Source organism: Lysinibacillus sp. EB106-09-02-XG168 (assembly GCF_058791475.1).
Genome location: NZ_JBYTDN010000003.1, coordinates 1894226 through 1916842, shown reverse-complemented (window position 1 = coordinate 1916842; position 22617 = coordinate 1894226). Strand labels below are relative to the sequence as shown.

Annotated in this window: 23 protein-coding genes and 1 pseudogene; 3 read left to right on the top strand and 21 right to left on the bottom strand. The window is 36.4% G+C overall.

Features of this window, described 5'->3' with window-relative positions:
* Nucleotides 1-67: 67 nt before the first annotated feature.
* Complete coding sequence (nhaC, locus tag AC3WSO_RS10030; protein WP_492530462.1) at nucleotides 68-1450, top strand: Na+/H+ antiporter NhaC; 1383 nt, start codon at nucleotides 68-70, stop codon at nucleotides 1448-1450.
* Nucleotides 1451-1620: 170 nt separating this feature from the next.
* Here the strand turns inward: nhaC and AC3WSO_RS10025 are convergent, their stop codons facing one another.
* The 4 genes and pseudogenes from AC3WSO_RS10025 to AC3WSO_RS10010 form a co-directional block, all read right to left on the bottom strand.
* Nucleotides 1621-2481, bottom strand: a complete 861-nt coding sequence (locus tag AC3WSO_RS10025; RefSeq protein ID WP_492534309.1) for an LCP family protein — start codon at nucleotides 2479-2481, stop codon at nucleotides 1621-1623.
* A 141-nt stretch (nucleotides 2482-2622) separates the two neighbouring features.
* Nucleotides 2623-3267 carry a DUF1232 domain-containing protein gene (locus AC3WSO_RS10020; protein WP_492530461.1) on the bottom strand — a complete coding sequence of 215 codons (645 nt, stop codon included), beginning with the start codon at nucleotides 3265-3267 and terminating at the stop codon, nucleotides 2623-2625.
* Between the two features lie 173 nt (nucleotides 3268-3440).
* Nucleotides 3441-3551, bottom strand: a pseudogene (locus AC3WSO_RS10015) (sporulation membrane protein YtaF); the annotation flags it as partial.
* Between the two features lie 986 nt (nucleotides 3552-4537).
* Nucleotides 4538-5488 carry a sensor domain-containing diguanylate cyclase gene (locus AC3WSO_RS10010; RefSeq protein ID WP_492530460.1) on the bottom strand — a complete coding sequence of 317 codons (951 nt, stop codon included), beginning with the start codon at nucleotides 5486-5488 and terminating at the stop codon, nucleotides 4538-4540.
* A gap of 343 nt (nucleotides 5489-5831) precedes the next feature.
* Between AC3WSO_RS10010 and AC3WSO_RS10005 the strand changes: the two genes are divergently transcribed.
* Complete coding sequence (locus AC3WSO_RS10005; protein ID WP_492530459.1) at nucleotides 5832-6077, top strand: class I SAM-dependent methyltransferase; 246 nt, start codon at nucleotides 5832-5834, stop codon at nucleotides 6075-6077.
* A 153-nt stretch (nucleotides 6078-6230) separates the two neighbouring features.
* Nucleotides 6231-6389: a hypothetical protein gene (locus AC3WSO_RS10000; RefSeq protein ID WP_492530458.1), complete on the top strand. Its 159-nt coding sequence runs from the start codon at nucleotides 6231-6233 to the stop codon at nucleotides 6387-6389.
* Nucleotides 6390-6606: 217 nt separating this feature from the next.
* Here AC3WSO_RS10000 and AC3WSO_RS09995 read toward each other — a convergent pair whose 3' ends face one another.
* The 17 genes from AC3WSO_RS09995 to AC3WSO_RS09915 form a co-directional block, all read right to left on the bottom strand.
* Entirely contained in the window at nucleotides 6607-7020 is a 414-nt protein-coding gene (locus tag AC3WSO_RS09995) for a GNAT family N-acetyltransferase (protein WP_492534307.1), read from the bottom strand.
* Nucleotides 7021-7234: 214 nt separating this feature from the next.
* Complete coding sequence (locus AC3WSO_RS09990; protein WP_492534305.1) at nucleotides 7235-7558, bottom strand: YnfA family protein; 324 nt, start codon at nucleotides 7556-7558, stop codon at nucleotides 7235-7237.
* A 419-nt stretch (nucleotides 7559-7977) separates the two neighbouring features.
* A complete protein-coding gene (locus AC3WSO_RS09985; RefSeq protein ID WP_492530457.1) occupies nucleotides 7978-8253 on the bottom strand; it encodes a hypothetical protein in 276 nt (91 codons plus the stop codon).
* Nucleotides 8243-8551, bottom strand: a complete 309-nt coding sequence (locus AC3WSO_RS09980; protein WP_492530456.1) for a hypothetical protein — start codon at nucleotides 8549-8551, stop codon at nucleotides 8243-8245. The genes AC3WSO_RS09985 and AC3WSO_RS09980 overlap by 11 nt, the downstream gene beginning before the upstream one ends.
* Before the next feature lie 330 nt (nucleotides 8552-8881).
* Nucleotides 8882-9826: a DNA/RNA non-specific endonuclease gene (locus AC3WSO_RS09975; RefSeq protein ID WP_492530455.1), complete on the bottom strand. Its 945-nt coding sequence runs from the start codon at nucleotides 9824-9826 to the stop codon at nucleotides 8882-8884.
* Nucleotides 9827-10895: 1069 nt separating this feature from the next.
* Nucleotides 10896-11198, bottom strand: a complete 303-nt coding sequence (locus AC3WSO_RS09970) for a hypothetical protein (RefSeq protein WP_492530454.1) — start codon at nucleotides 11196-11198, stop codon at nucleotides 10896-10898.
* A 475-nt stretch (nucleotides 11199-11673) separates the two neighbouring features.
* Nucleotides 11674-13383, bottom strand: coding sequence for a phosphoenolpyruvate--protein phosphotransferase (ptsP, locus tag AC3WSO_RS09965; RefSeq protein WP_492530453.1), 1710 nt, complete (start codon nucleotides 13381-13383; stop codon nucleotides 11674-11676).
* A complete protein-coding gene (locus tag AC3WSO_RS09960) occupies nucleotides 13380-13646 on the bottom strand; it encodes an HPr family phosphocarrier protein (RefSeq protein ID WP_492530452.1) in 267 nt (88 codons plus the stop codon). The genes ptsP and AC3WSO_RS09960 overlap by 4 nt, the downstream gene beginning before the upstream one ends.
* Complete coding sequence (locus AC3WSO_RS09955; RefSeq protein WP_492530451.1) at nucleotides 13643-14347, bottom strand: glucosamine-6-phosphate deaminase; 705 nt, start codon at nucleotides 14345-14347, stop codon at nucleotides 13643-13645. The genes AC3WSO_RS09960 and AC3WSO_RS09955 overlap by 4 nt, the downstream gene beginning before the upstream one ends.
* Before the next feature lie 45 nt (nucleotides 14348-14392).
* Nucleotides 14393-15538, bottom strand: coding sequence for an N-acetylglucosamine-6-phosphate deacetylase (gene nagA, locus AC3WSO_RS09950; RefSeq protein WP_492530450.1), 1146 nt, complete (start codon nucleotides 15536-15538; stop codon nucleotides 14393-14395).
* Between the two features lie 198 nt (nucleotides 15539-15736).
* Nucleotides 15737-17683 (bottom strand): N-acetylglucosamine-specific PTS transporter subunit IIBC, encoded by a 1947-nt coding sequence (gene nagE / locus AC3WSO_RS09945; RefSeq protein WP_492530449.1) that lies wholly within the window; start codon nucleotides 17681-17683, stop codon nucleotides 15737-15739.
* A 241-nt stretch (nucleotides 17684-17924) separates the two neighbouring features.
* On the bottom strand, nucleotides 17925-18857 hold the full coding sequence (locus AC3WSO_RS09940; RefSeq protein ID WP_492530448.1) for an ABC transporter permease: 933 nt from the start codon (nucleotides 18855-18857) through the stop codon (nucleotides 17925-17927).
* Nucleotides 18826-19749 carry an ABC transporter ATP-binding protein gene (locus tag AC3WSO_RS09935; RefSeq protein ID WP_492530447.1) on the bottom strand — a complete coding sequence of 308 codons (924 nt, stop codon included), beginning with the start codon at nucleotides 19747-19749 and terminating at the stop codon, nucleotides 18826-18828. The genes AC3WSO_RS09940 and AC3WSO_RS09935 overlap by 32 nt, the downstream gene beginning before the upstream one ends.
* A gap of 5 nt (nucleotides 19750-19754) precedes the next feature.
* Nucleotides 19755-20450 (bottom strand): ABC transporter ATP-binding protein, encoded by a 696-nt coding sequence (locus AC3WSO_RS09930; protein WP_492530446.1) that lies wholly within the window; start codon nucleotides 20448-20450, stop codon nucleotides 19755-19757.
* 10 nt (nucleotides 20451-20460) lie between these two features.
* A complete protein-coding gene (locus tag AC3WSO_RS09925) occupies nucleotides 20461-20817 on the bottom strand; it encodes a GntR family transcriptional regulator (protein ID WP_376076230.1) in 357 nt (118 codons plus the stop codon).
* The gene (locus AC3WSO_RS09920; protein ID WP_492530445.1) at nucleotides 20814-21587 is read right to left on the bottom strand and encodes a hypothetical protein; all 774 of its coding nucleotides are present in this window, start codon (nucleotides 21585-21587) and stop codon (nucleotides 20814-20816) included. The genes AC3WSO_RS09925 and AC3WSO_RS09920 overlap by 4 nt, the downstream gene beginning before the upstream one ends.
* A 269-nt stretch (nucleotides 21588-21856) precedes the next feature.
* Nucleotides 21857-22615, bottom strand: coding sequence for an ABC transporter ATP-binding protein (locus AC3WSO_RS09915; protein WP_492530444.1), 759 nt, complete (start codon nucleotides 22613-22615; stop codon nucleotides 21857-21859).
* Nucleotides 22616-22617 lie beyond the last annotated feature (2 nt).

Below are 22617 nucleotides of genomic sequence, written 5' to 3'. Positions count from 1 at the left end.
CTGCATGCTATAATACTTTTGGGATTCAACGCATTGAAGCGAAGAAGTGACTGTTAGGAGGATTAGCATGTTTCGAATTGAAGCAAAGAGTAACCCTCGATTTATCGAGGCAAGCTTTATTATACTTTTAATTATTGCCGTGATGGCATACAGTATTGGGTATTTAAAGGCGACACCCCATATACCTATTTTTCTTGTCATCTCACTTTTAATTGCATATGGATTATTAAAAAAAGTTCCGTTCCGTGAGCTAGAAACTGGTATGATTGCTGGTGCAAGTGCTGGACTTGGGGCAGTTTTTATTTTCTTCTTTATCGGTATTTTAATTTCAAGTTGGATTATGGGTGGTACAATTCCAACACTTATCTACTATGGCTTTTTAACTGTTTCACCAAGCTTTTTCTTTGCCATCGTATTTTTAATTTGTAGTATCGTCGGTGTTTCAGTTGGGAGTTCTTTAACGACTGTAGCGACAGTGGGCGTTGCTTTTATGGGGATTGCTGGTGCAATGGACATCTCATTAGCTATAACGGCTGGTGCGATTGTTTCTGGAGCTTTCTTTGGGGACAAAATGTCTCCCCTATCAGATACAACAAATCTTGCATCTGGTACAGTTGGTGTAGATCTTTTCGAGCATATTAAAAATATGGGGTGGACAACGATTCCAGCTTTCGTGATCTCATTCGTCCTTTATGCAATCATATCGCCAACAGGAGCAAATACTTCATTTGAAACAGTTGAGCAATTTAAAGAAGGTTTACTGTCTACTGGACTTATTCATTGGTATACATTATTACCAATTGTCGTTCTCGTTATTATGACTTTTTATAAAGCACCTGCACTTATCACACTCGCAGTTGTCTCCATTCTTGGTGTCGGACTTGCATACGTACAAGAACCGATTGCCTTATCGAATGTCTTTAAAATCCTTTTTGAAGGCTATGTATCTACTACGGGATATAAAGATGTAGATGCACTACTATCTCGTGGTGGTATGAACAGTATGCTATTTACAATTGCCTTAGTTTTATTAGCCTTAACAATGGGCGGTCTCCTATTTACGCTAGGCATTATTCAAAGTATTTTAGCGAAGGTCGAGAGCTTCTTTAAAAGCGCCGGCTCTGTTATTACGGGGGCAGCCATTACTGGGATCGGTGTGAACACATTAATTGGTGAGCAATATTTATCTATCCTACTAACGGGTGAAGCTTTTAAAGCACAGTTTGCAAAGGTTGGACTTGCCCCTAAAAATCTTTCCCGAGTTATGGAGGACGCAGGGACTGTAGTCAACCCTCTTGTTCCGTGGAGTGTTTGTGGTATTTTTATTGCTAGTGTACTAGATATACCAACTACATCTTACTTGCCATTTACCTTCTTCTGTCTACTCGGACCAATTTTGACGATCCTCTTTGGTTGGAGCGGTAAAACATTAACAAAGCTTGAAAAATAATATTGGTAGCTGATGAATGAATTCGTCAGCTACCTTTTTTCTTTAGCATGAAATAAAATCGCTAATAGCGGATTGAAATATGTAGCAACTTTTCTCGATAATGCATTGATATTTAATTAAAGAAACAAAAAGAGTATGCTTTGAAAAACTGTTCAAAACATACTCAAATTTTATTGTATTGCTAACTTGATAGATGAAATTTCGTCTGTCTTAGCCATTTTTTCATTGTCCTTTGATGATAAAAACTCCTCTAATGCCTGTTTGTTTTTATCTAAGTCAATATCTAAAACATCTCCTACATTCACACGTTTGTCTGCATAAGAATTTGCAACAGGAATTCGTAAAGTGTCCATACTTGATTTTCCTTTTACAATCCCTTTTCCAATAGTAAGAATTGTTTTATTATCAACATTTGTATCAAAATATGAATCTGCAACGCCAAGTATTTTTGGTAAATTCATTAAGCTTGAAACACCGATTTGCTCTTTCACCTTTGTCAAAACCTCTTGCTGGCGTTCCACTCGCCCAAAATCACTTAAACGATCGTGGCGGAATCGTACATAGCCTAGTAAGCCATCACCATGTAAAGTTTGTTTTCCAGGATTTAAGGTCATACCAATTCCATAAGACATTTCATAAGGAATATCAACTTCAATCCCATCCGGTGCTAATAGATCTATAATTTTAGGGAATCCTTTAAAATCCACGAGAGCATAGTAATTAACATCAATATCAAAATTTTCCTTAATAGTTTTTCTTACTAGTTCAGGACCTCCGAAGGCAAAAGCAGAATTTATTTTATTCATTCCGTGCCCTGGGATGTCAACATACGTATCTCTCATGATAGATATAAGTTTTACATCATTCGTCGTTTGATCATAGTGTGCAATCATTAAAGTATCTGATCTACCGTCCTCGTCTCTAGCGTCACTTCCCATTAATAGCACATTAATCTGATCAAATTCCACATCCGCACCTTCAAATGGGTCATAAGCCTTTTGGTCGTCTTTATAAAGACCATCGTCTGCCATAGCCAAACCGCTATTGTATTGATACACCCCATATATAATCCCTGCTACTATTACTAATGCGAATGTTAAAAACAAATTCCTTAACCATTTACGGCTCTTTTTACTTTTTCTCATCAATATCCACCTATCATTAACGCTAATTTATTTTTTTAGCAATGCCTTTGTAGTAAGTTGTACAGCTATGGCATCGTCTAAATAACCAATCGGAAATAAATAATCCGGTATAACATCTACAGGGATTATAAAATATAACAATGTACTTCCAATTACAGATAATTCAAAAATTGTACCCTTGCCCAATGAGAATTTCTCATATAACTCTTTTAATTTACTTATAAACGGACCTATGCTTCCTACACTCTTAATTTTTTCATCAAAATCCTTATGAATCGAACTTTTACCCTCTTCTGTTTGCGCAAATAATCCATAGCTTTCTAGTTTCTGTTCAACATGTGCTACCGAAAATTCATCATCATAAACATTTGAAGATTTAAGAAGAGCCTGTATTGCATCAACAGACGTATGAATATCTGAATCTGACTCTTGTTGTCTCTGCTCTATAGCGTATCCTGCTGCTTCAAAAAGATTGATTAACGGAACGCTAAGGCAATCAGCAAATTTTTCTAGATGTTGTGGGGTCGCTTTTCTCTTTCCATTTATTATCCGTGAAATCGTAGCTGTATCGATTCCAGTAAGTTCACTAAACGTTCGCATAGACAATGAACGTTCTTTTAATAATTCTCTCAGCAATACACCTAGAGTAATGCTGGTTCTCTGCTCAGCCATTTTCGATTCCCCCTTCTTACCATGACTAACATAAATTAAGCAGTTGTATATAAAATTATCATTATCAAGAAGTTTATTCTCATGTTGACATTTTGTCAACACTTAAGGTGAATTCTACCCATTTGCATCCAGGTTCGGCTTTATGATTGCACAAAATCTCCTACTGAAACAATTTATAAGAACGCTGCAAAAGCAATTATTAATAAAATTATTCCACTAATAATTGTTCCAAATTGTCCTACAGTAAATGTACCGACCCGAACATCCGCTACTTTACTTCCTAACATTCTATTTTTATATCAAATCTAACATTTATCTTTCGAATCCCGTAAGATAGTCCGACATCCAATACTGAATGAAAAAGTAAAAGCTAAAATGATTAACCAAGTCACTGTACCTCATCCCATATTTTCATATAGCATATTATTCATGTTGACAAACAAGCAACAAGAGCTTAGTTACACAATACAAAGTACTACATAAAACTTTGAGAAATATTGGCTTATCGTTATTTACTTGTATGTTTTTTGTATAAAAATACAATATAAAATATAATTTAAAGGCGTGCCATTAATGAAAAATTATTTAGAATCTGGCAACACAATTTCAAACACACTAAGAAAATACAACTGCGCCAATCCGTTCCTAAGAAAAAGAAAGAAAATCTTAAACAAGTAAAAAGGTATTAGTAAAAGATAGAATTTATAGAAATATAAAATGATTTTAATAATATGCCCCAGAAATCTATTTTTATAAAAAAGACTGATTAAAAAGATAAAAACTTGCTCTTTTAGACATAAAACACCCCTTTAGATAACTAAAATCTAAAGGGGTAAAATGGTATAACTTTATTTTAAACGCTACATCTTTTTTATAAACGGTATGACTTTATTTCAACCTACATTTTATTTCAATGCCATATAAGTATATCCTGCCTTGCTTTCAAACATTAAAGAAACTTTAATTCTTGTAGATGAACTTGAACTACCATCAAGATTTAAATAACTAATATCCCATTGCTGTAATAACCATTAATCACTGTCCAATGATATGGATCTTTAGAACTTAACATTGCTAAAGGATAAGGCGTGCAGGGTCGACTCCTAGTGGAATAGCAATACACTTTATACTCCAGGTTCAGGACGCCCCCTTAGCGTACCCAGATCAATTCCTTCAACAACATGAAAAATGATAACTTTTCATTATGTCCCAGGCTCTCTTTTCATAAGCGCACTTACTTATGGTGCGGTTTCGGCGTCAAAATAAAAGTCTAAACCTTTTCCTTTAATAATTTTCTTTTCTTCTTATTTTTATACATCTTTGCATCTGCCTGACTAAACAACTGCTCCATAGTGCCGTAAGAGGAATTGCTATATTCATATCCGATAGATATTTTAATCGATGAGAACGGTAGATCTTTATAGTCTCTTTGCATTTTCATCTCAACATTTTTTAAATATTGCTCGACTTGTAAGACGCTTTTATTTGGAATAAGAATAGAGAATTCATCACCACCGATTCTTGCTATAAGCATGTCATTATCTGCATAAGCTTCGAAACAAGCTGCTGTTTCACAAACTAATTTATCTCCCATTTGATGACCGTATTCGTCATTAACCCATTTCAGCTCATCTAAATCTGCTAGGACTACTGTAATCGGGTCGTTGCGTTCGTTAAAATGAGCCATCTTTGCTTGAAAATAATCTCGATTATACAAATTTGTTAAGGCGTCATGAGTAGATTTATACTCTAATTGCTGTTGTAATACGATTTTATCATTAATATTTCTATACAAACCTTGTATAGCTACAAACTTACCATCCTTATAAACAGGTGTAGCATATTCCTCAGACCAAATATACTCCCCTAGATGATTTTTTAATCGTACCGTAATAGGCTGGTTAAAATTAAGTTTCCCTAATATTTTCTTTACTAAGATCTCATAATCATCTGGATGGATTATTTCAAAAATTTTATCAGGATCCTGTGTATGATCTCTTAATGCATTTGGACCAAGGAGATTATTGACAGTAGGACTTAAATATAGATATTTCAACTTAGGAACCGTCTCACAGTAATATAAAATATCACGTATATTTTCAACCGATTCCACTAGTGGTTCTAATAACTCTACTTTTTGTTGTAGCTTAGATTTTTGATAATGTAGGCGTATACAGTTTAGTAAAAGTCCTATTATTATGCCCCCCAAAAAAATCCACATAAAAAAACCACCCTCATATAAATTGCACAATTTATTTTTCTAGAAAATTACAATTGTCTCCACTTTCCAAATTTTTTCAACATAATGTAAATTATACCTCCATTTCACCTATAACAAAATGCTTATATATTATTTATATAATTCTTCCATATAATAAAATAAAAAAATGACTTAATTGAGTAGCTGCACAGGTAAATCAATACATTAGGTGGTCTTTCATTTTAACCGCACTTACTTATTAAACTGGTCCTCGTAAATTCCAATATGGAATCAAAACTAATCATTTTACGTATTTCTGTTCAATTAAATTCTTTGTTATGCTCAAACAAAGGAGATGAGGGAAATGACACCAAAATGGAATGCCCATTTATATGATCAAAAACATGACTTTGGTTCAAAATTTGGAGGAAGCTCAGGAAATGAAAGAGTTTTAGATGTCGGCTGTGGCACTGGTGACTTAGCCCATGAAATTGCTACTCATGGCGCCCATGTTCAAGGGATAGATAACTCCCACGATATGATTATCGCTGCACAGCAAAAATATCCGGACATTAGTTTCACACAATGGATGCTACAGCACTTCACTTAACCAATCAATTTTTCAAACGCTGCGTTACATTGGATGAAGCATCATCAAAAATATTTACAGTGCACTTAAACAAGGCGGTCGTTTCATCGCTGAAATAGGTGGACATTTCAAAAAAGTATGTAAGAATATAAACTACCTTATATTGAGGAATGTTTGCCGTGGTATTTTCCAACTGTAGAAGAATATCAATCGAAATTGGAAGGTGCTGGTTTTACAGTTGACATGATTTCACTATATGAACGTCCAACACCGATTCAGGGCACGGATGGGCTACGAAACTGGCTAGTAATGTTCCGTACTAATATGCTCTAGCATTTATCAGAAACTGAAAAAGACAAATTTATGCAAAATGCGAACAATTATTAAAGCCAATGCTTATCAGAATCATCAATGGGTTGCTGATTATGCAGATTACGTTTTGTCGCTATAAAGAAATAACAATCATTTCACACGTGAAATCTTGAAAGCATTGACGAATAATTAAGCACAAAAAAACGCTTGGAAAATATCCAAGCGTTTTGCTAACTATTTATTTGTTTGAGATTCCCGACTGCATTTCGTAATTCCTAACGAGCATACCGTTTGATTTGATCATGCCAAACTCTTCATAATAAGGAACTAAGTCATCGTCACAACACAAATCAACCATATAGATATGATCAAGTTCCTTTAACATTTGATTGACTAATACCTTGCCAATACCTTTTCCTTTATAATCCGGCAAAACTTCAAGAAACGGAATATAGGCAGATAAAACCCCATCGCTGATCGCTGTTATAAATCCAACTACTTGATTCGAATGATCATCTAAAGCAATGATTACTTTACTACTATTTTTTAGCAGCTCTAAGTGGGTTCGTGGATTAGGAGGATTCGGCCAATCCACAAAAAAGCCGTTCAACATCTCATCCGAGATTCCATTAATAGAATTTTTGTATATCATCATATATCAACTCCTAAATTATTTTAAAATTTTTAGGTAGATGATACATATCAAAAATAAAGTAGCAAATTTGCGACCCCCATACTTTTTCGGCATTACTACAAATATTCAATTCAAACTCGGAAAATCCTCTAATATGTTACTTTAAAACACATTAATGGTAAATTGGCCTTTTTCAGCTTTAACGTTCTACTTTAATTCCTTCAACAACCTCTCATGATCGAGGTAATAAAATCACCATCACACCAATCAAACAAATACCAGCTCCAACCCAATCTAATGTGTCTGGTTTTTCTCCGTCTATTCCCCAGCCCCACAAAATGGAAAGGACAATAAAGACACCTCCATAGGCAGCATAGACCTTCCCAAAGGTTGGGAAGGTCTGAAAAGTAGCGATAACTCCATATAAAGCTAATGCAATTCCTCCTAAAACGCCCCAGTAAAATGGTTTACCTTCTCTTAACCAAAGCCATATTAAATAGCCGCCTCCAATTTCCCCTACACCAGCGAGGATAAATAATAATGTTGCACCTATCATTTTTTTCACACTTTCTATTCATATTTAAAAAATTTGCATTGTCTGCTCTATTATACATAAAAGCACATTCCCATTAAGGAAATCAAAAAAATTTCGCTTTTCTCCTGTTCAACCAAAAGCAAGGAGTTGTTTATTTTAACGGGAGAAATGCGAAATATTGTAAGTATATATCGATATTTTATTTTTACTTTACTTCTCCTCCTTTTACTTTATTCCACTTTAATATAATCCCCAATAAGTAATTGTATCCGTTACGCCGATTAGAATTAGAATAACCCCCGCTACGATTTGAATCACTCTTCCCAGTTTCATGCTTGTACGCATAATAAACCTTTTTGCGTCAAATAAATGGATAAGTCCCAGCATCACTAGAAGTTGCAATCCCAAAAACGGCCGGAAAACTCCACTCGTCCCTCGTCCTATAAAACTACTGGATGACCTTCTTTTTGACATTCATCACATGCGTGCATCAGAAGAGGAATTAGCATTTCCTTGCATACATCACATACCTTCAGCCTCTTCCTATCCCACAAAAAAGCACATCGTTTACAATATGTTTTTGTATCTTCCATTGAAATATACCTTTTATGAACTTCGATTCCTTTTAAGACAGCTATAGTTCTCATTTCTTCCCCGTATATATTCCACTTGAATTTTCGTTGTTTTTCAAAAGTAATGCTTTTTTTAAATTTCAATAGAAAGAGCAACTATCTTTAATTTTGAATTGTAGGGAACCATCTTTGGTACATCAAATTCATGGTCGCACTTTCTACACCGATAAATAGGGGTCATTGTTTTTCGTTTATTAATACTTCTCATTTCACTTGAAGGACAAGCTTCTTTTTGTTCCGTGAATTCAGGCATAAAGGATTTTACCTCTTCATCTGTCGCTTCTGGCAAAGAAGAAGTATTTTGTGCTTTAATGAAAAAATGCTCATAAATTTCTCTAATATGCTCTTTATATGTAGGTGGGTGCCATAAATGCAGTAACACCATTGACCCTTTAGTGTTACCACATTGTTCGCAGCAATCTTTAATGAGATTTTCTCTTTTCTTTTTCCAGGCTGCCGTTTGCCAAGGTTTTGTAGTTGAACTATAGTTTTTTCACTTCAATTTTCTCCATTCTTGAATATCCATTGTTATCCCCCCAACTATGTTAGTTTAAGCGAATTATTTCATACCCCTCCTATTTTTAACATAAATATCCACAAAATTTCCACTTTCATGAAGAAAGACGCTTTCCTTATTTCAGAAAAGCGCCCAATTGTTTCTGTAAAGTCATCCGTCTATTTCATTCATTACTTTGCCTTGAGTTCTAGGTACTTATTCCCCTACCATACCGTCGTTATCATTATCTTTCATATATGGGTATAACCAGTGATCACTCGTTATTGGCATGCTATAACCTGCTGCCTTTGCTTCTTTAATCGTTACTTGACCATTTCCATCTGTATCAACGCTAGAAATATCTTCAGTGCCTTTCAAAGCATTGGATTTATTAGAACTTGTTGACTTATTTGAGTTAGTTGATTTACTTTCAGTTAATCCTAGAGATTTATTTATTTCATCAGGGTTGCCGTTATCAAACTCATCTACAATTTTATTCCCTTTTAAAGTGTAAGTGTACTTGTAATGAGAAGGAATCTGCGTTTCCGTATTAGGATATGTGATTATTGCTTCAAAATTAGTAGCTCCCCCAGCTTTACGCATAGCGTCTTCCATATATGCTTGATCACCATGTCGGTTAAGCGTACTATCTTGTGGCGTAATATTATAAGCATTTGATACCCCACCAAGAGAATCTGCAATAATATGTCCTTCATCTAAGTCTGCTCTTTCCACACCAGGAACTTTTGCTTCATCAGCGTAGTATCTGCCAGACGATGTTACAGGTTCGGTACGATCATCTTGTAGAACGATTTCGTCAGCAATGACACGGACTATTTGCCCGTGTTCATTCGTAAAGGACCAATACTCGCGGTCCCCAAAACCAATGTCAACGACGACGTTAGGTTCGCGATGTCCAGACAAATCACCACCATCAACTTCAATTAGTTTGTAACCTTTGAACAGTTGATCTTTTGATTGAGTTGATGTTTTCTCTACTACTTGTTTTTCAGTCGTAGTTTTTTCTTTTTCACTATTTTTTGTAGTTACTTCTTGTGAATCAGCTTTCCCATCAGTATTCGATACATCTTCTACGTTAGTACAACCAACTATAAAGATGGTAGTTAAAAGTAAGATTAAATAATTTATTTTCTTTTTCATTTTAGGACTCCTAATAATATTTTTCTGGACTATCTAGAGATCTTTGAATAAAACACAAATTAATATTGTTAACCTATTTAAAATAGTATATTACAATTTTAATTATTTTACAGTAGATACTTAGTTCGAAGTATGTAGTGTTAATTTCCAATAAAGATTAGTAGAGTCCATTGCATTATATTTTTCAAATATAAAATTTAGCTATACTTGCTTATGGCGGAATAACTGCTTTCTCAATCTTACCTATACGTTTATATCAATATTCAGTTTCAAAAAAGATGTTATTTAGTAATATTGGTTCTAGTACTGAAAAAAGGCACAATTCCAATTCACGAATTGCGCCCGATTGTGGAAGATCACAATTCAACTAAAGCACCCCGTTCGTATTATAAGGTCAGCCAGAGTAAATCTGGTTGACTATTTTTTATTCAATTTATAGATTGATAGTAGCCGGAGCAGAACGGAAGCACTCGTGGGACTTGAGCTCGATAACTAAACTGTTCGCCCTCTACTTGTTAACACATGATTAGGCTGGTTGGGACAAAGGGATCCCGTATAACTAACGAAGATATGAATGACAAGGTAGATAGAGGTCACTGGTCAATCCACTTCATAAGGAGGAGATAATTTATGAATCCAGTTGTAGGTCTGAATGTCGCAAAAGGTAACAGGCCGTCCCAGGCAGCTATTTCATGGCCTATGAGGTGGCCTGTGTTTTCTTGAGTGGAATTTCCTGGCAGGACTTCAAAAATCCTTGGTGAATTTCCAGTTGCTACAGTCACTTTTGGCGCATCAGGGTATGCCTCAGGCGGTAGCTCTCTCCTTCCAAGACAATCCATTGTCCGTGGTGGGCGAGTCCGCGACAGCCATCTGGTCATCGATAAAGATTGAGCCCCATTTGGAGAACTCCAGATTCATGGTCAGGGCCAGACTCGGCGTTCGTAGCTGGCGGCAATCACCTTAAATAGCAGTTGCGCTGCATCCCCGTCATCACCATTCGTCCAGGATCACAAGCTCAGCCTTCTGCAAATCCTTCATCGTTCGTTCCATAGACCCAGCACGATTGCTTTCACTCAGACGGGTCAACCAGTGACAATAAATGATCAAACTTTTTTATAAAGCTACATAAACTAAATACTACAACTTTCCCTAATATAAAAAAGACAATTTCCTGCCAATTGTTTTTCATTTGCAAAGATCGATTTCCATAGAAAGTAATAGCACTCATATTCCCCGTTAATTGACAAGGTGCTAAAGCGCCTACTAATCCAAGAAGAATTGCTATAATGAATGGGGAATGTTCATAGGCGTATAAAAATACTTTAATAGGCTCACTGATAGTTTGACTTATTTTCGATATTAAACTATACATAGACACACCTTCTATTTTAGAACTTACCTGCATTAGCAAGTTTATTCCAATTTATTACTCATCTTTCGTTAATATTAAACTGAAAAAAATATTTTCTCTGCTTTCATTTTTCCCACTCCTCAAAACTAGTTATGAATTTTGATATTCCCATAGTATAGAAAGTAAATATGAATAAATGATGCAGATTAACGTAATAGTTCAATATAATTAATTCTAATTTGCTAACCGTTTGTAAATCGAATGACAAACCGCTAAAACGCCCCTGTTACACATTTTGGTAAAAAGCAGGAATCCGAAATACTATAAAGCAATTGCTAATGAGAGTCTGGCTTAATACATTCTTTGATATCGAAATGTATTTACGTCCTTAATCCTTTTCTAAACAAATCACAACAAAAATTGTTCAAAATAAAAAAGCAGTTGAAGATCACCCTCTTTCTTGATCTTCAACTACTTGTCTTATATTTGCAAACAATTAATGAACAGCTTGCTTCACTCTAGCTAATATTTCATCAGATGTTGTTAATTGTAATGCTTCTGTTGCTAATGCTCGCATATCCGCTACGGATAAATGTTTAATTAAGGAACGTGTTTTTAAAATGGATGTTGCACTCATTGAAAATTCATCTAGACCTAAACCAAGTAATAGTGGTACGGCATATTCATCCCCTGCCATTTCACCACACATACCAGCCCATTTCTTTTCTTTGTGAGCCGCATCAATGACCATTTTAATCAAACGTAAAATCGCAGGGTTATATGGTTGATATAAATAAGATACTTTTTCATTCATACGATCCGCTGCCATCGTATATTGAATTAAATCATTTGTACCAATCGAGAAGAAGTCTACTTCTTTCGCAAAAATATCTGCCATCACTGCTGTTGATGGAATTTCAACCATAATGCCAATTTCAATCTCATTTACCTCGACCCCTTTTGCAAGTAGGTTTTCCTTTTCTTCCAAAAGAATCGCTTTCGCGTCACGGAATTCTTGCAATGTCGCAATCATAGGGAACATAATTTTTAAGTTACCGTAATTGGATGCACGTAGTAATGCACGCAATTGTGTACGGAAAATGTCTTGATACTCTAAACATAGACGAATCGCTCGATGACCGAGAAACGGATTCATTTCTTCTTGGAGCGGTAGATATGGTAAATTTTTATCGCCACCAATATCGAGTGTTCGGATGACAACCGCTTTACCTTCCATTCCTTCTAATACCGTTTTATAGGCCGTAAATTGTTCTTCCTCAGAAGGTAAGTTGTCTCGTCCCATATATAAAAATTCTGTACGATATAAACCGATTCCTTCACCACCGTGACGTAGAACGCCTTCTAAATCAGCTGGTGCCCCAATGTTCGCAGCTAGTTCAACTTGAACACCGTCTTTGGAAATCGTTTTTTCATTTAGTAATGTTGCCCACTCTGCTTGTTGAGCAGTAAAGTCTTCCGCTTTTTTTCTATAGGTTGCAACCACTTCTTCTGTTGGGTTCACAAGTACATCGCCTGTTAAACCATCCACGATTAATAAATCACCATCTTGAATGGACTCAACTGTTGTACCTGTCCCTACAACGGCTGGAATTTCTAGTGAACGTGCCATAATGGCAGAGTGTGATGTACGACCGCCAATATCCGTTGTAAAGCCAAGAACAAAATCACGGTCCAATTGTGCTGTCTCAGAAGGTGTTAAATCAGTTGCTACAACAATCACCTGTTCATTAATATTGCTTGGATTTGGAATATGTACACCGAGTAGATGCGCTAAAACGCGGTTTGACACGTCTTTAATATCTGCAGCACGCTCACTCATATATTCGTTATCCATACCTTCAAATAATGATACAAACATCGTCGAAACTTCATTCAATGCATATTCAGCATTAACAGCTTCTTCGGCAATTTTTTGTTTGATCGGTCCAATTAATTCTGGATCTTTTACGACAAGTAGATGTGCACCGAAAATGGCAGCTTCTTCCGCCCCTAATTTTTCATGCGTTAGCTGTTGAATAGCGGCTAACTCTTCTGCTGATTTTTCAAGCGCGGCCACTAAGCGTTGCTGCTCTGCATCAATATCCTGAATAGTTGTTTTCGCAAACGATAAATCCGGTTGTACTAAACAATATGCTTTTGCAATGGCAATGCCGTCAGATGCGGCAATACCTTTGAGTTGGATCATTGTGCTAGCCCCGTTTCTGAAATTAATTTTGTTAATGCAGTAAACGCTTGTTCTTCATCCTCCCCCTCTACTTGTAATGTAAATATTGAACCTTGTTTTAAGGCTAATCCCATCACGCCTAAAATAGATTTTAAATTGGCTGTTCTTTGTTCTGTTTGTAACTCAATTGAAGAAGCAAATGGTGTTGCTGCTGCTACTAATTGGCTAGCTGGACGTGCGTGAATTCCTAGTGGGTCTACTACTGTAAATTGTTTTGTTTTCATTGTTCATTCTCCTCTTTTTGTAAATCTGTTAATATAATGACATTAGGATGTTTTGTTAATACACTTGCCGGGACATCTTCTGTATATTCAGATGCAAGAACGCGTTCTAATACATCACGTTTTGCTTCTCCTACAGCGATTAACAAAATGCACTTAGCGCGCATGATTGATTGAATTCCCATTGTAAATGCTTGGGTTGGAACGTCATCAATTGAATCAAAGAAACGTGCATTCGCTTGACGTGTTGATTCTTCAAGCGTTACAAGATGAGTCAACGAATCAAATGATGTGCCTGGTTCATTAAAGCCGATATGACCGTTTTGTCCGATCCCAAGCAATTGAAAATCTAATGGATGCTTCTGTAATAATGATTCATAGCTTGCCATTTCCTCAGTAGGATTATTAGCTAAACCATTCGGTAGATAAGATTCTTTAAATGGTTTGTTGTGAAATAAATGTTTGTACATATAATATGCGTAACTTTGTTCATGTTTAGCACTAAGTCCAACGTATTCATCCAGGTTGAAGCTAATACAATTCGTAAAATCGATATCAGTTTCACAAATTTTACTATACAATGGCTCCATTGTTCCACCTGTAGCTAAACCGAACGTTGTAGCACCATTATTTTTAGTATTCACGATAATGTCTACAGCACGAGCGTATAAATCTTCTTTTGAAGCAAAGCGTTCCAGTCTCAATTTCCTATTCCCCCTTATTTACTTATTAAATAGGCATACGAAATCTTATGCTTCGTAGATTACTTTTCCAGCCTTTATTGTTTGTTGCAACATTAACTGTTCATCCAAAATCACAACATCTGCATCAAATCCTTGTTCGATTTGTCCTTTGTTCGTCAGTTTTAGTTGTTTTGCTGCATTGTAGCTCGACATTTTAACTAGTTCTTCTAACGTGCAGTTCGTGATGAGTTGCATATTCCGTACAGCTTGGTCCATTTTTAATACACTACCAGCAAGGGCTCCATTTGATAAATGCGCTCCACTTTCGGAGACATGAACCATTTGACCACCTAAGTCATAATCTCCATAGGGCATTCCTTTTGCTCGCATTGCATCGGTTATTAAAATAATACCATCTGCCCCTTTTAAACGATATGCCATGTTCACGGCATCCTTGTGCATATGGATAAAATCAACAATGATTTCTGCCTTCATTTCCTCTAATAATAAGACGCCACCGACAACACCTGGATCTCGATGATGGAATGGGCGCATTTGGTTGTATAGATGTGTGCCTTGTGTTGCACCATGACGAACCGCTTCTTTCATTTGTTCAAATGTTGCATCAGAATGACCAATTGAAACGACCACTCCGCTTTCTGCAATTGCTTGAACGACCTCAAATCCATTTGGTTCTTCTGGCGCCATTGTAATTTGTTTAATTTTATTGGCACTTACGTTTTGCCACTTTGTAAAAACAGCGAAATCAGGTGGTACAACATGCTCAAGCGGCTGTGCACCTACACGTTTTTTTGATATAAAAGGGCCTTCTATATGAATACCTAGAAGTTCTGCCTCATCTGGATTTGAAGTAAACTGCGCAATATTTTCAAGCGCTCGTTCTATATTTTGATAGCTTTGTGTCATTGTCGTTGCTAAAAAGCCTATTGTGCCTTCTTTTGCAAGTGATTTCGCCATTATATGAAGACCTTCAATCGATGCATCCATCGTGTCCATTTGAGCAGAGCCATGAATATGCATATCGATATAACCAGGGAATAAAAATTTCCCTGTACCATCTATAATTTGCACGTGATCTGCGTCAATTTGCTGCGCAATTTGTGCGATTTTTCCATCCTTCATGAAAACGTCGACACATTCCAGTCGTCTTGTTGCATTGACAACTGTGATGTTACGGATTAATAATTTCATTAAAAACATCTCCTAGGATTGTTAGAAGATACTGGCCTAAGTGTTTGAAGCGATCCTATCAATGCTAATTTTGATATAGTGCTACGACCCGCATAGATTTCTGTGGGACTATGCTTTCCCACAGAAAATAAAGCGGATTTACGATAAATGCATGTTCATTTTGTTAGATGGACCTTTTTAGACAGCATCCTTTGTTTGTTACTTCTTCATCGAAATAATGTTACGTGAACCCGATCGTTGGAAACCGGTTTTTTCAAGTGTAATTTCTTGCCCCATTAAACTTGTGAAAACAACTGGTGTAACAATAGACGGTACTTTGTCTTTAATACTCTCAAAATCAACTTTTAATAATGTATCGCCACGTTTAATTACTTGACCTTCTGTAACCATCGCTTCAAAACCTTCACCATTTAGAGTGACCGTATCTAAACCGACATGAACTAATAGTTCAATACCTGAATCAGATTTTAAGCCAATCGCATGCTTCGTCGGGAAGACCATTACTACTTGACCATCAAATGGCGCATGAACTGTACCATCCTTTGGATAAATACCAAAACCTGGTCCCATTATACCTGATGAGAATGCATCATCTGGCACGTCAGATAACGGTATTAAATCTCCTGTAATCGGCATTTCAAAATCATTGGAAGGATTTGTTCCTTCTGCTGTTGTTGCCTCTTCAACAGGCGCTTCTTTTTGTACATTTACATTTAAAGGAGCTGGATTCCCTTTTTTCAGGCGATCTTTCATGGCTTCTGCCAAAAACTCCACGGAAGTGCCGATAATCACTTGTACATTTGTCTTACTTATACGCATAACACCACGTGCGCCCGTTTGTTTTAATGTTTTTTCATCCACCTGATCCGCATCACCTACAGTCATACGAAGACGTGTTGTACAGTAATCAACTTGCTTAATATTATTTTGTCCACCTAATGCTTGGATTGTATGGAAAGCACGAACATCTAAATCATCAGAAACAGTTGAAGTAACATCTGCCCCTTCTTCATCTTCGTCTTCACGACCAGGTGTTTTTAAATTTAACTTCTTGATTAAGAAATAAAAAACGACAAAGTAAATGGCCCCGAAACCTAATCCCAATGGAAGTAATAGCCATGGACTATCAGCTAAACCAAAGTTTAAAAGATAGTCAATTAAACCTGCGGAAAAAGCAAAACCGTCACGGAATCCAATAATATAGGCAACAGCAAGCGAAATACCTGTTAAAACTGCATGGATCCCATAAAGAACTGGCGATAAAAACATAAATGTAAATTCAATAGGCTCTGTTACACCTGTTAAAAATGCTGTCAACGCGATGGATACGAACATACCACCGACTACTGCACGATTTTTCTTTTTCGCTGCAAAGTACATCGCAAGACATGCTGCTGGTAATCCAAACATCATAATTGGGAAGAAACCTGCTTGGAAATGTCCTGCTGATGGGTCTCCTGCTAAAAATCGATGAATATCTCCTTTGACAAGTTCACCCGCAGCATTTGTAAATTCACCAAAGTCAAACCAGATGATTGTATTAATAACGTGATGTAGACCGACTGGAATTAATAGTCGATTTAAGAAGCCATATAACCCAACACCAAGTGATCCAGCACCGATTAACCAGTTCCCTACTGAATCAATACCACCTTGAATTGGTCCCCATATAACAGCTAAAATACCTGCTAAAATCGCCATCGTGATGGACGTTATAATTGGCACAAAACGCCGTCCTCCGAAGAATGACAGCCATTCTGGGAATTTTACATTATAGAATTTGTTATAAAGTAAGCCTGCTGTAATACCTGCAATAATACCACCGAATACACCCATATTCAGGTCTTCATTTACAGATTTTAATACTTCGACTAACACTAGATGTGCAATCGCGCCCGCTAATGCTGCACCACCACTATTATCATGTGCTAGGCCCATCGCGATACCGATCGCAAATATAATAGGTAAATTACCTAAAATCGCATCACCAGATGCTGCCATAATACTTGCAATATGCTTAATAACGTCATTTGACACTGCACCAAGCATGTCATCAGAGCCTAAGCGTAACAATATTGCGGCTGCTGGTAATGTAGCGATTGGAAACATTAACGACTTACCGATTTTTTGTAAGAAAGCTAACATTAAATATCCCCCTTTGGTATAGTTGTCTAGACCACTTAATAAAAAAAAACGTTTTCATTAAGTTTGTAATCCATTATATTACCACTCGTATAAAAAATAAACATTATTTTTGAACAGAAGAAACGGAATCATGATTTTAAATCCTATTACACATAAACATGATTTATTTATAGGAAAAAAATATAGCCCAATTGGAAGGATTTCTTCAACCAATTGGACTACAGTTCATTAATTCTATTATTTACGCTGTGACGTCACGTTTCATAAAGGACATATAGCTGATTGCAAGGAAAAGAACAGCATAAATCGCAAGAATCGTGAGTGAGAATGGCATCGTTATACCGTCTAGTATTGAACTACTATGTTCATATTGTGTTAAATCTGAATGAGTTAACCAAACATATTTAACGATTTTATATTTACTTAAGAACATTACAATCATTCCGCCAGTAAACGATAAGAACATCGTTAACCCAATTGCCAAAGAGCTTGAACGGAAAACGGAGCCTACTAAGAAAGCAAACAACATTGACATAACAAAGTTTCCGCCAGTAAGTAAATAGTGGTATGCCAAATCATTCCAGACTGCTTTTTCAACAACCTGGCCGTTGACTATTTCTAACTCAGCACCAGTTGTACCACCAAATAGTATAAGTCCAACTAGAGCGCTAACTCCGATATTGACAACATATAATAAGAGCCCAAATAGGAAAGTCGTAAGTAATTTTGAAGTTAATATTTTTGCCCGTGAAACAGGACGTGTTAATAACATTTTAATCGTACCAGTAGAGTATTCACTAGATACAATACTTGCTGCAACAATAACTGTAAATAATGTTACTAAATTCAGCATACTACCTGTAAATGACATAAAGCCCGCTAAGTCTTGAGACGGCACATCATTTGCTAATCGATACTCAGAAATAGCTATTTGCTCTTCATAGTAATTTTTTTCCTCTGCCGTTAAATTTTCATCATTCATTATTTCTTTATAATTCTCAATGGCCTGCTGTTCATTTTCCTGCCATGTGTTACCCTCTTTTGTTTCATAGTATTTCATCATAATACCAGGACCAATAATAAAGAGGATTACTAGCGCGACCATTGCCCAAGTTCCTTTTTTATGCCATAATTTCATCCATTCATTTTGCATTAGCTTCAACAATTTGGCCACCTCCTGTCATTTCTAAGAATTGATCCTCTAACGTTTTTTGATGCGGTTGTACGGCAAATAATTGAATTTCTTCGTTAACAAATTGGGTAATGAGTTTCGGTATATCCTCTTTCTTTATTTCCACTACATAACCGTTATTTTCCGCCACAAAGTTGTAATCGAGCTTTTGTAGAAGAGCAGCAGCCTGATCACTTGGTGTAGCTTCAATATAATAAAACGAAGATGTTTCAACGTTGATATCACGAATATCGATGAGTTTGCCATTTTGTATGACAGCTACTCGATCACACATTAATTCAATTTCGGATAATAAGTGGCTGGAAACAAATACAGATACGCCATCCTCCGTCGCAATTTTACGCAAGTACATACGAAACTCGCGAATACCTGCTGGGTCTAAACCATTTGTTGGTTCATCTAAAATTAAAAATTTTGGTCGGTGAAGTAGTGCTTGAGCAAGTCCTAAACGCTGACGCATCCCTAGCGAATACGTCGAAACCTTTTCATGAATACGATTTTCAAGACCAACCTGTCTCACTACCTCTTGAATACGCTCTTTTGTAACGTTTTTATGCATACGCGCAAAGTGTAATAGGTTTTTATAGCCCGTCATAAATTTGTACATTTCCGGATTTTCTACGATTACACCGACTTTACCAATCGCTTCCTCATAATTGTCCTGTAAAGAAAGACCATCAATAATGACTTTCCCTTCTGTTGGATTCATAAGACCTGTCATCATACGAATTGTCGTTGTTTTCCCTGCACCATTCGGTCCTAAAAAACCAGTGATTTGCCCTGGATATAAATCGATATTCAATTGCTGAATCAATTGCTTGCCACCAATAGTTTTTGATAAATTTTGCAATTGAACAATTGGTTGTGTTGTCATAAATTTCACCCTTTCTTATAATACGCCTTCATCCATTGCACAGCATCCTTATTCGAAACATCTCGAATCATCTCTACTTCCTCTTGTGCAATGATCGATCCATTTTGCAATAAAATGATTTGATCTAAAATAGGCTCTACCTCATATAACTCATGCGTTGATAATAATATTGTTTGATGTTCAATGTCAGTAAATTGAATTAACCCTTTAATTAGCTGTTCACGAACGATTGGGTCCAGACCAGAGAAAGGCTCATCCATTAAATAAAAAGGTACTTCTCGCCCAAGAGTTGCGGCCATTTTCATCCGGCCACGGTTCCCCTTGGATAATTGCCGTAACTTTACATTTTTATCAACCTGTAAAAACTCTGCAACGATACAAGCTTTATCATACGAAAAATCTTCGAATTGAGAGGCATAGTGCTGAAAAAGCTGTTCACCTGTGTAAAAATCAAAAAATAAATCAATATCTGGTAAATAAGCAATTTCATCAGCACTTCTGCGTGTAACAGGCGTTCCATCTAGCAATACCTCACCACTTGTTGGACGTAATAGTCCGGCCAACACTTTTAATAATGTCGACTTGCCACTACCATTTTCCCCAACAAGGCCAATGATTTGTCCAACAGGGATGGAAAAAGACACATCTTGTAAAATAGGCTTTTTCATATAACGAAAAGAAACATTTGATAGCTGTATCATTTATTTCACCTCACGATTTATTTTGTAAAACAACGAGCATTTCTTCCTTTGAAAACCCAAGTGCTTCAATAGAAGTTAAAAAATGATCTGCCAGTTGATTTTTCATATCTTCCCGTAATAGAGCAATTCGCCCATCATCGGTAGTAATAAATGTACCTTGCCCTCGTTTGGTTTCCGTTATATTCATCGCTTCTAACTCCTTATACACTCGTTGCACAGTATTCACATTGACACCTGTTTCCACTGCATATTCTCGAACCGAAGGAAGTCGATCCCCAAGCACTAGCTTCCCTTTCAAAATATCCCCACATATCCGATCTACGAGCTGGCTATATATGGGCTTATCACGTGAAAAGTCGATTGTCATCGTAAAACCACCTTTTCAAGCCACTTTGTCGCTATGATAAATAATATCGCTACAAAAATAATCGTTGCTACATCTTCTACGACATAAAATGAGCCTAAAAGTAGCTCCATCGTTGGTATTTTTGGAAAATATTGAACCAACCACGTTAGCGGAATCTCTATATGATGGAAAATATTATCATATAATTCACTCGCTGTAAATTTAAACCATAAATCCATACTGAAGAAGAAGGTAAACATAGTAATAACAATAGAAAATCTACCAATTAAATGTTTCATTTGAAGATTAAATGCTAAAAATAATACCATTATTACAAACATCATCAATTGAAGAATTACAATAATTGCTACAATAAACAACAGAAATAAAAGTAATTGTGCGAAGTTACCGACAATTTCATCTTTGACTTTGTAAATAGCTATACTCGCAAAGATTAAATTAAAGATAGCGTATCCTATTAAGGAAAATACGATTTTCACAAATACAAGCTGTGCGATAGAACTAGTTGAATGCAGCCATATCTCTTTGCTCTTTAAGTCATGACGAATACTAGCTAGGAATTGTAATATCGAATAAAATCCACCTAATACAAGTACTAGTATTGAGAAGGCAAATGACAGCTGATTTTCCATCGTAAATCCATCACTTAACCGCCTTATTAAATATGGAACTACCATCGACAGCATGACCCCTATAAAAACTCCTACAAATAGCCATGTCCGATAAAGCACCCATTCCTTTTTTAAAAGCCCTGTGAATTTTTTCAACATAAACACCTCGTGTCATAGTGTACTAGTTGAATATTACACTATGACTTTTTGATTTGCAAGCATTAAAATCAAAAAAAAGGAAGAACCTTAAAAATATAGGCTTCTTCCTTCAGACTGTAATGAAATTAATGCTATAGCTTCTACGTTTTATTGACTAACTTTTTAGATTTATCTACTAACTTTTTGCATATTATCACCCAACTTCTGAAATTTATCGACAGCCTCCTTCCAAAGAGTAAAAAAAGATTCACACAGAAAAATACAGCAACTCATATTCCTATTTCCCACATTTTCTCCGTTACTTTCTCAACTCTGCTATCAATAGCTGTACCGTCAAACTTCGGAAGCTTTAGCTCACTGACGATTTTTCCGTCGAGCATAAACATTATGCGTTCCGTACGCGCCGCAACCTTTGCGTCGTGAGTGACAAGCATAATCGCAGTTCCGCCCGCGTTAATTTCAGAAAAAATGTCCATGATCTCCTGGGCTGATTTTGAATTTAGTGCGCCTGTAGGTTCATCGCCGAAGATGATTTTCGGGCTGTTCAAAAGCGCTCGACATATTCCTGCTCGCTGAAGCTGACCTCCCGAAACTTGTGTAATGTCGCGCATTTCAAGCTCCGCAATGCCTACCCTCTTCATAAGCGCTCTTGCTTTCTCTGAAATCTTTGCAACGTTTTTTCTATTATCGCGCATTGATGGAAGAATAATATTGTCGAGAATATTCAGATTTTTTACCATAGTTGGCTGCTGAAAAACAAAGCCCATTTTAGTTCTACGTAAATCTGAAAGTTCTACCTCCCCGACTGACGATATATCACTACCATCAAAAATAGCCCTTCCGCCATCAACGCTGTCCATACCGCTCAATGCAAACATGAGCGTGGATTTTCCCGATCCCGAAGGTCCCATAATTGCAACAAATTCACCCTCGTTTATTTCAATGGACACACCGTCGAGAACATTGTGTTTTTCATCGCCCTCGCCGAAAGATTTTACAATATGTTCACCGATTATAAGATTTTTCATAA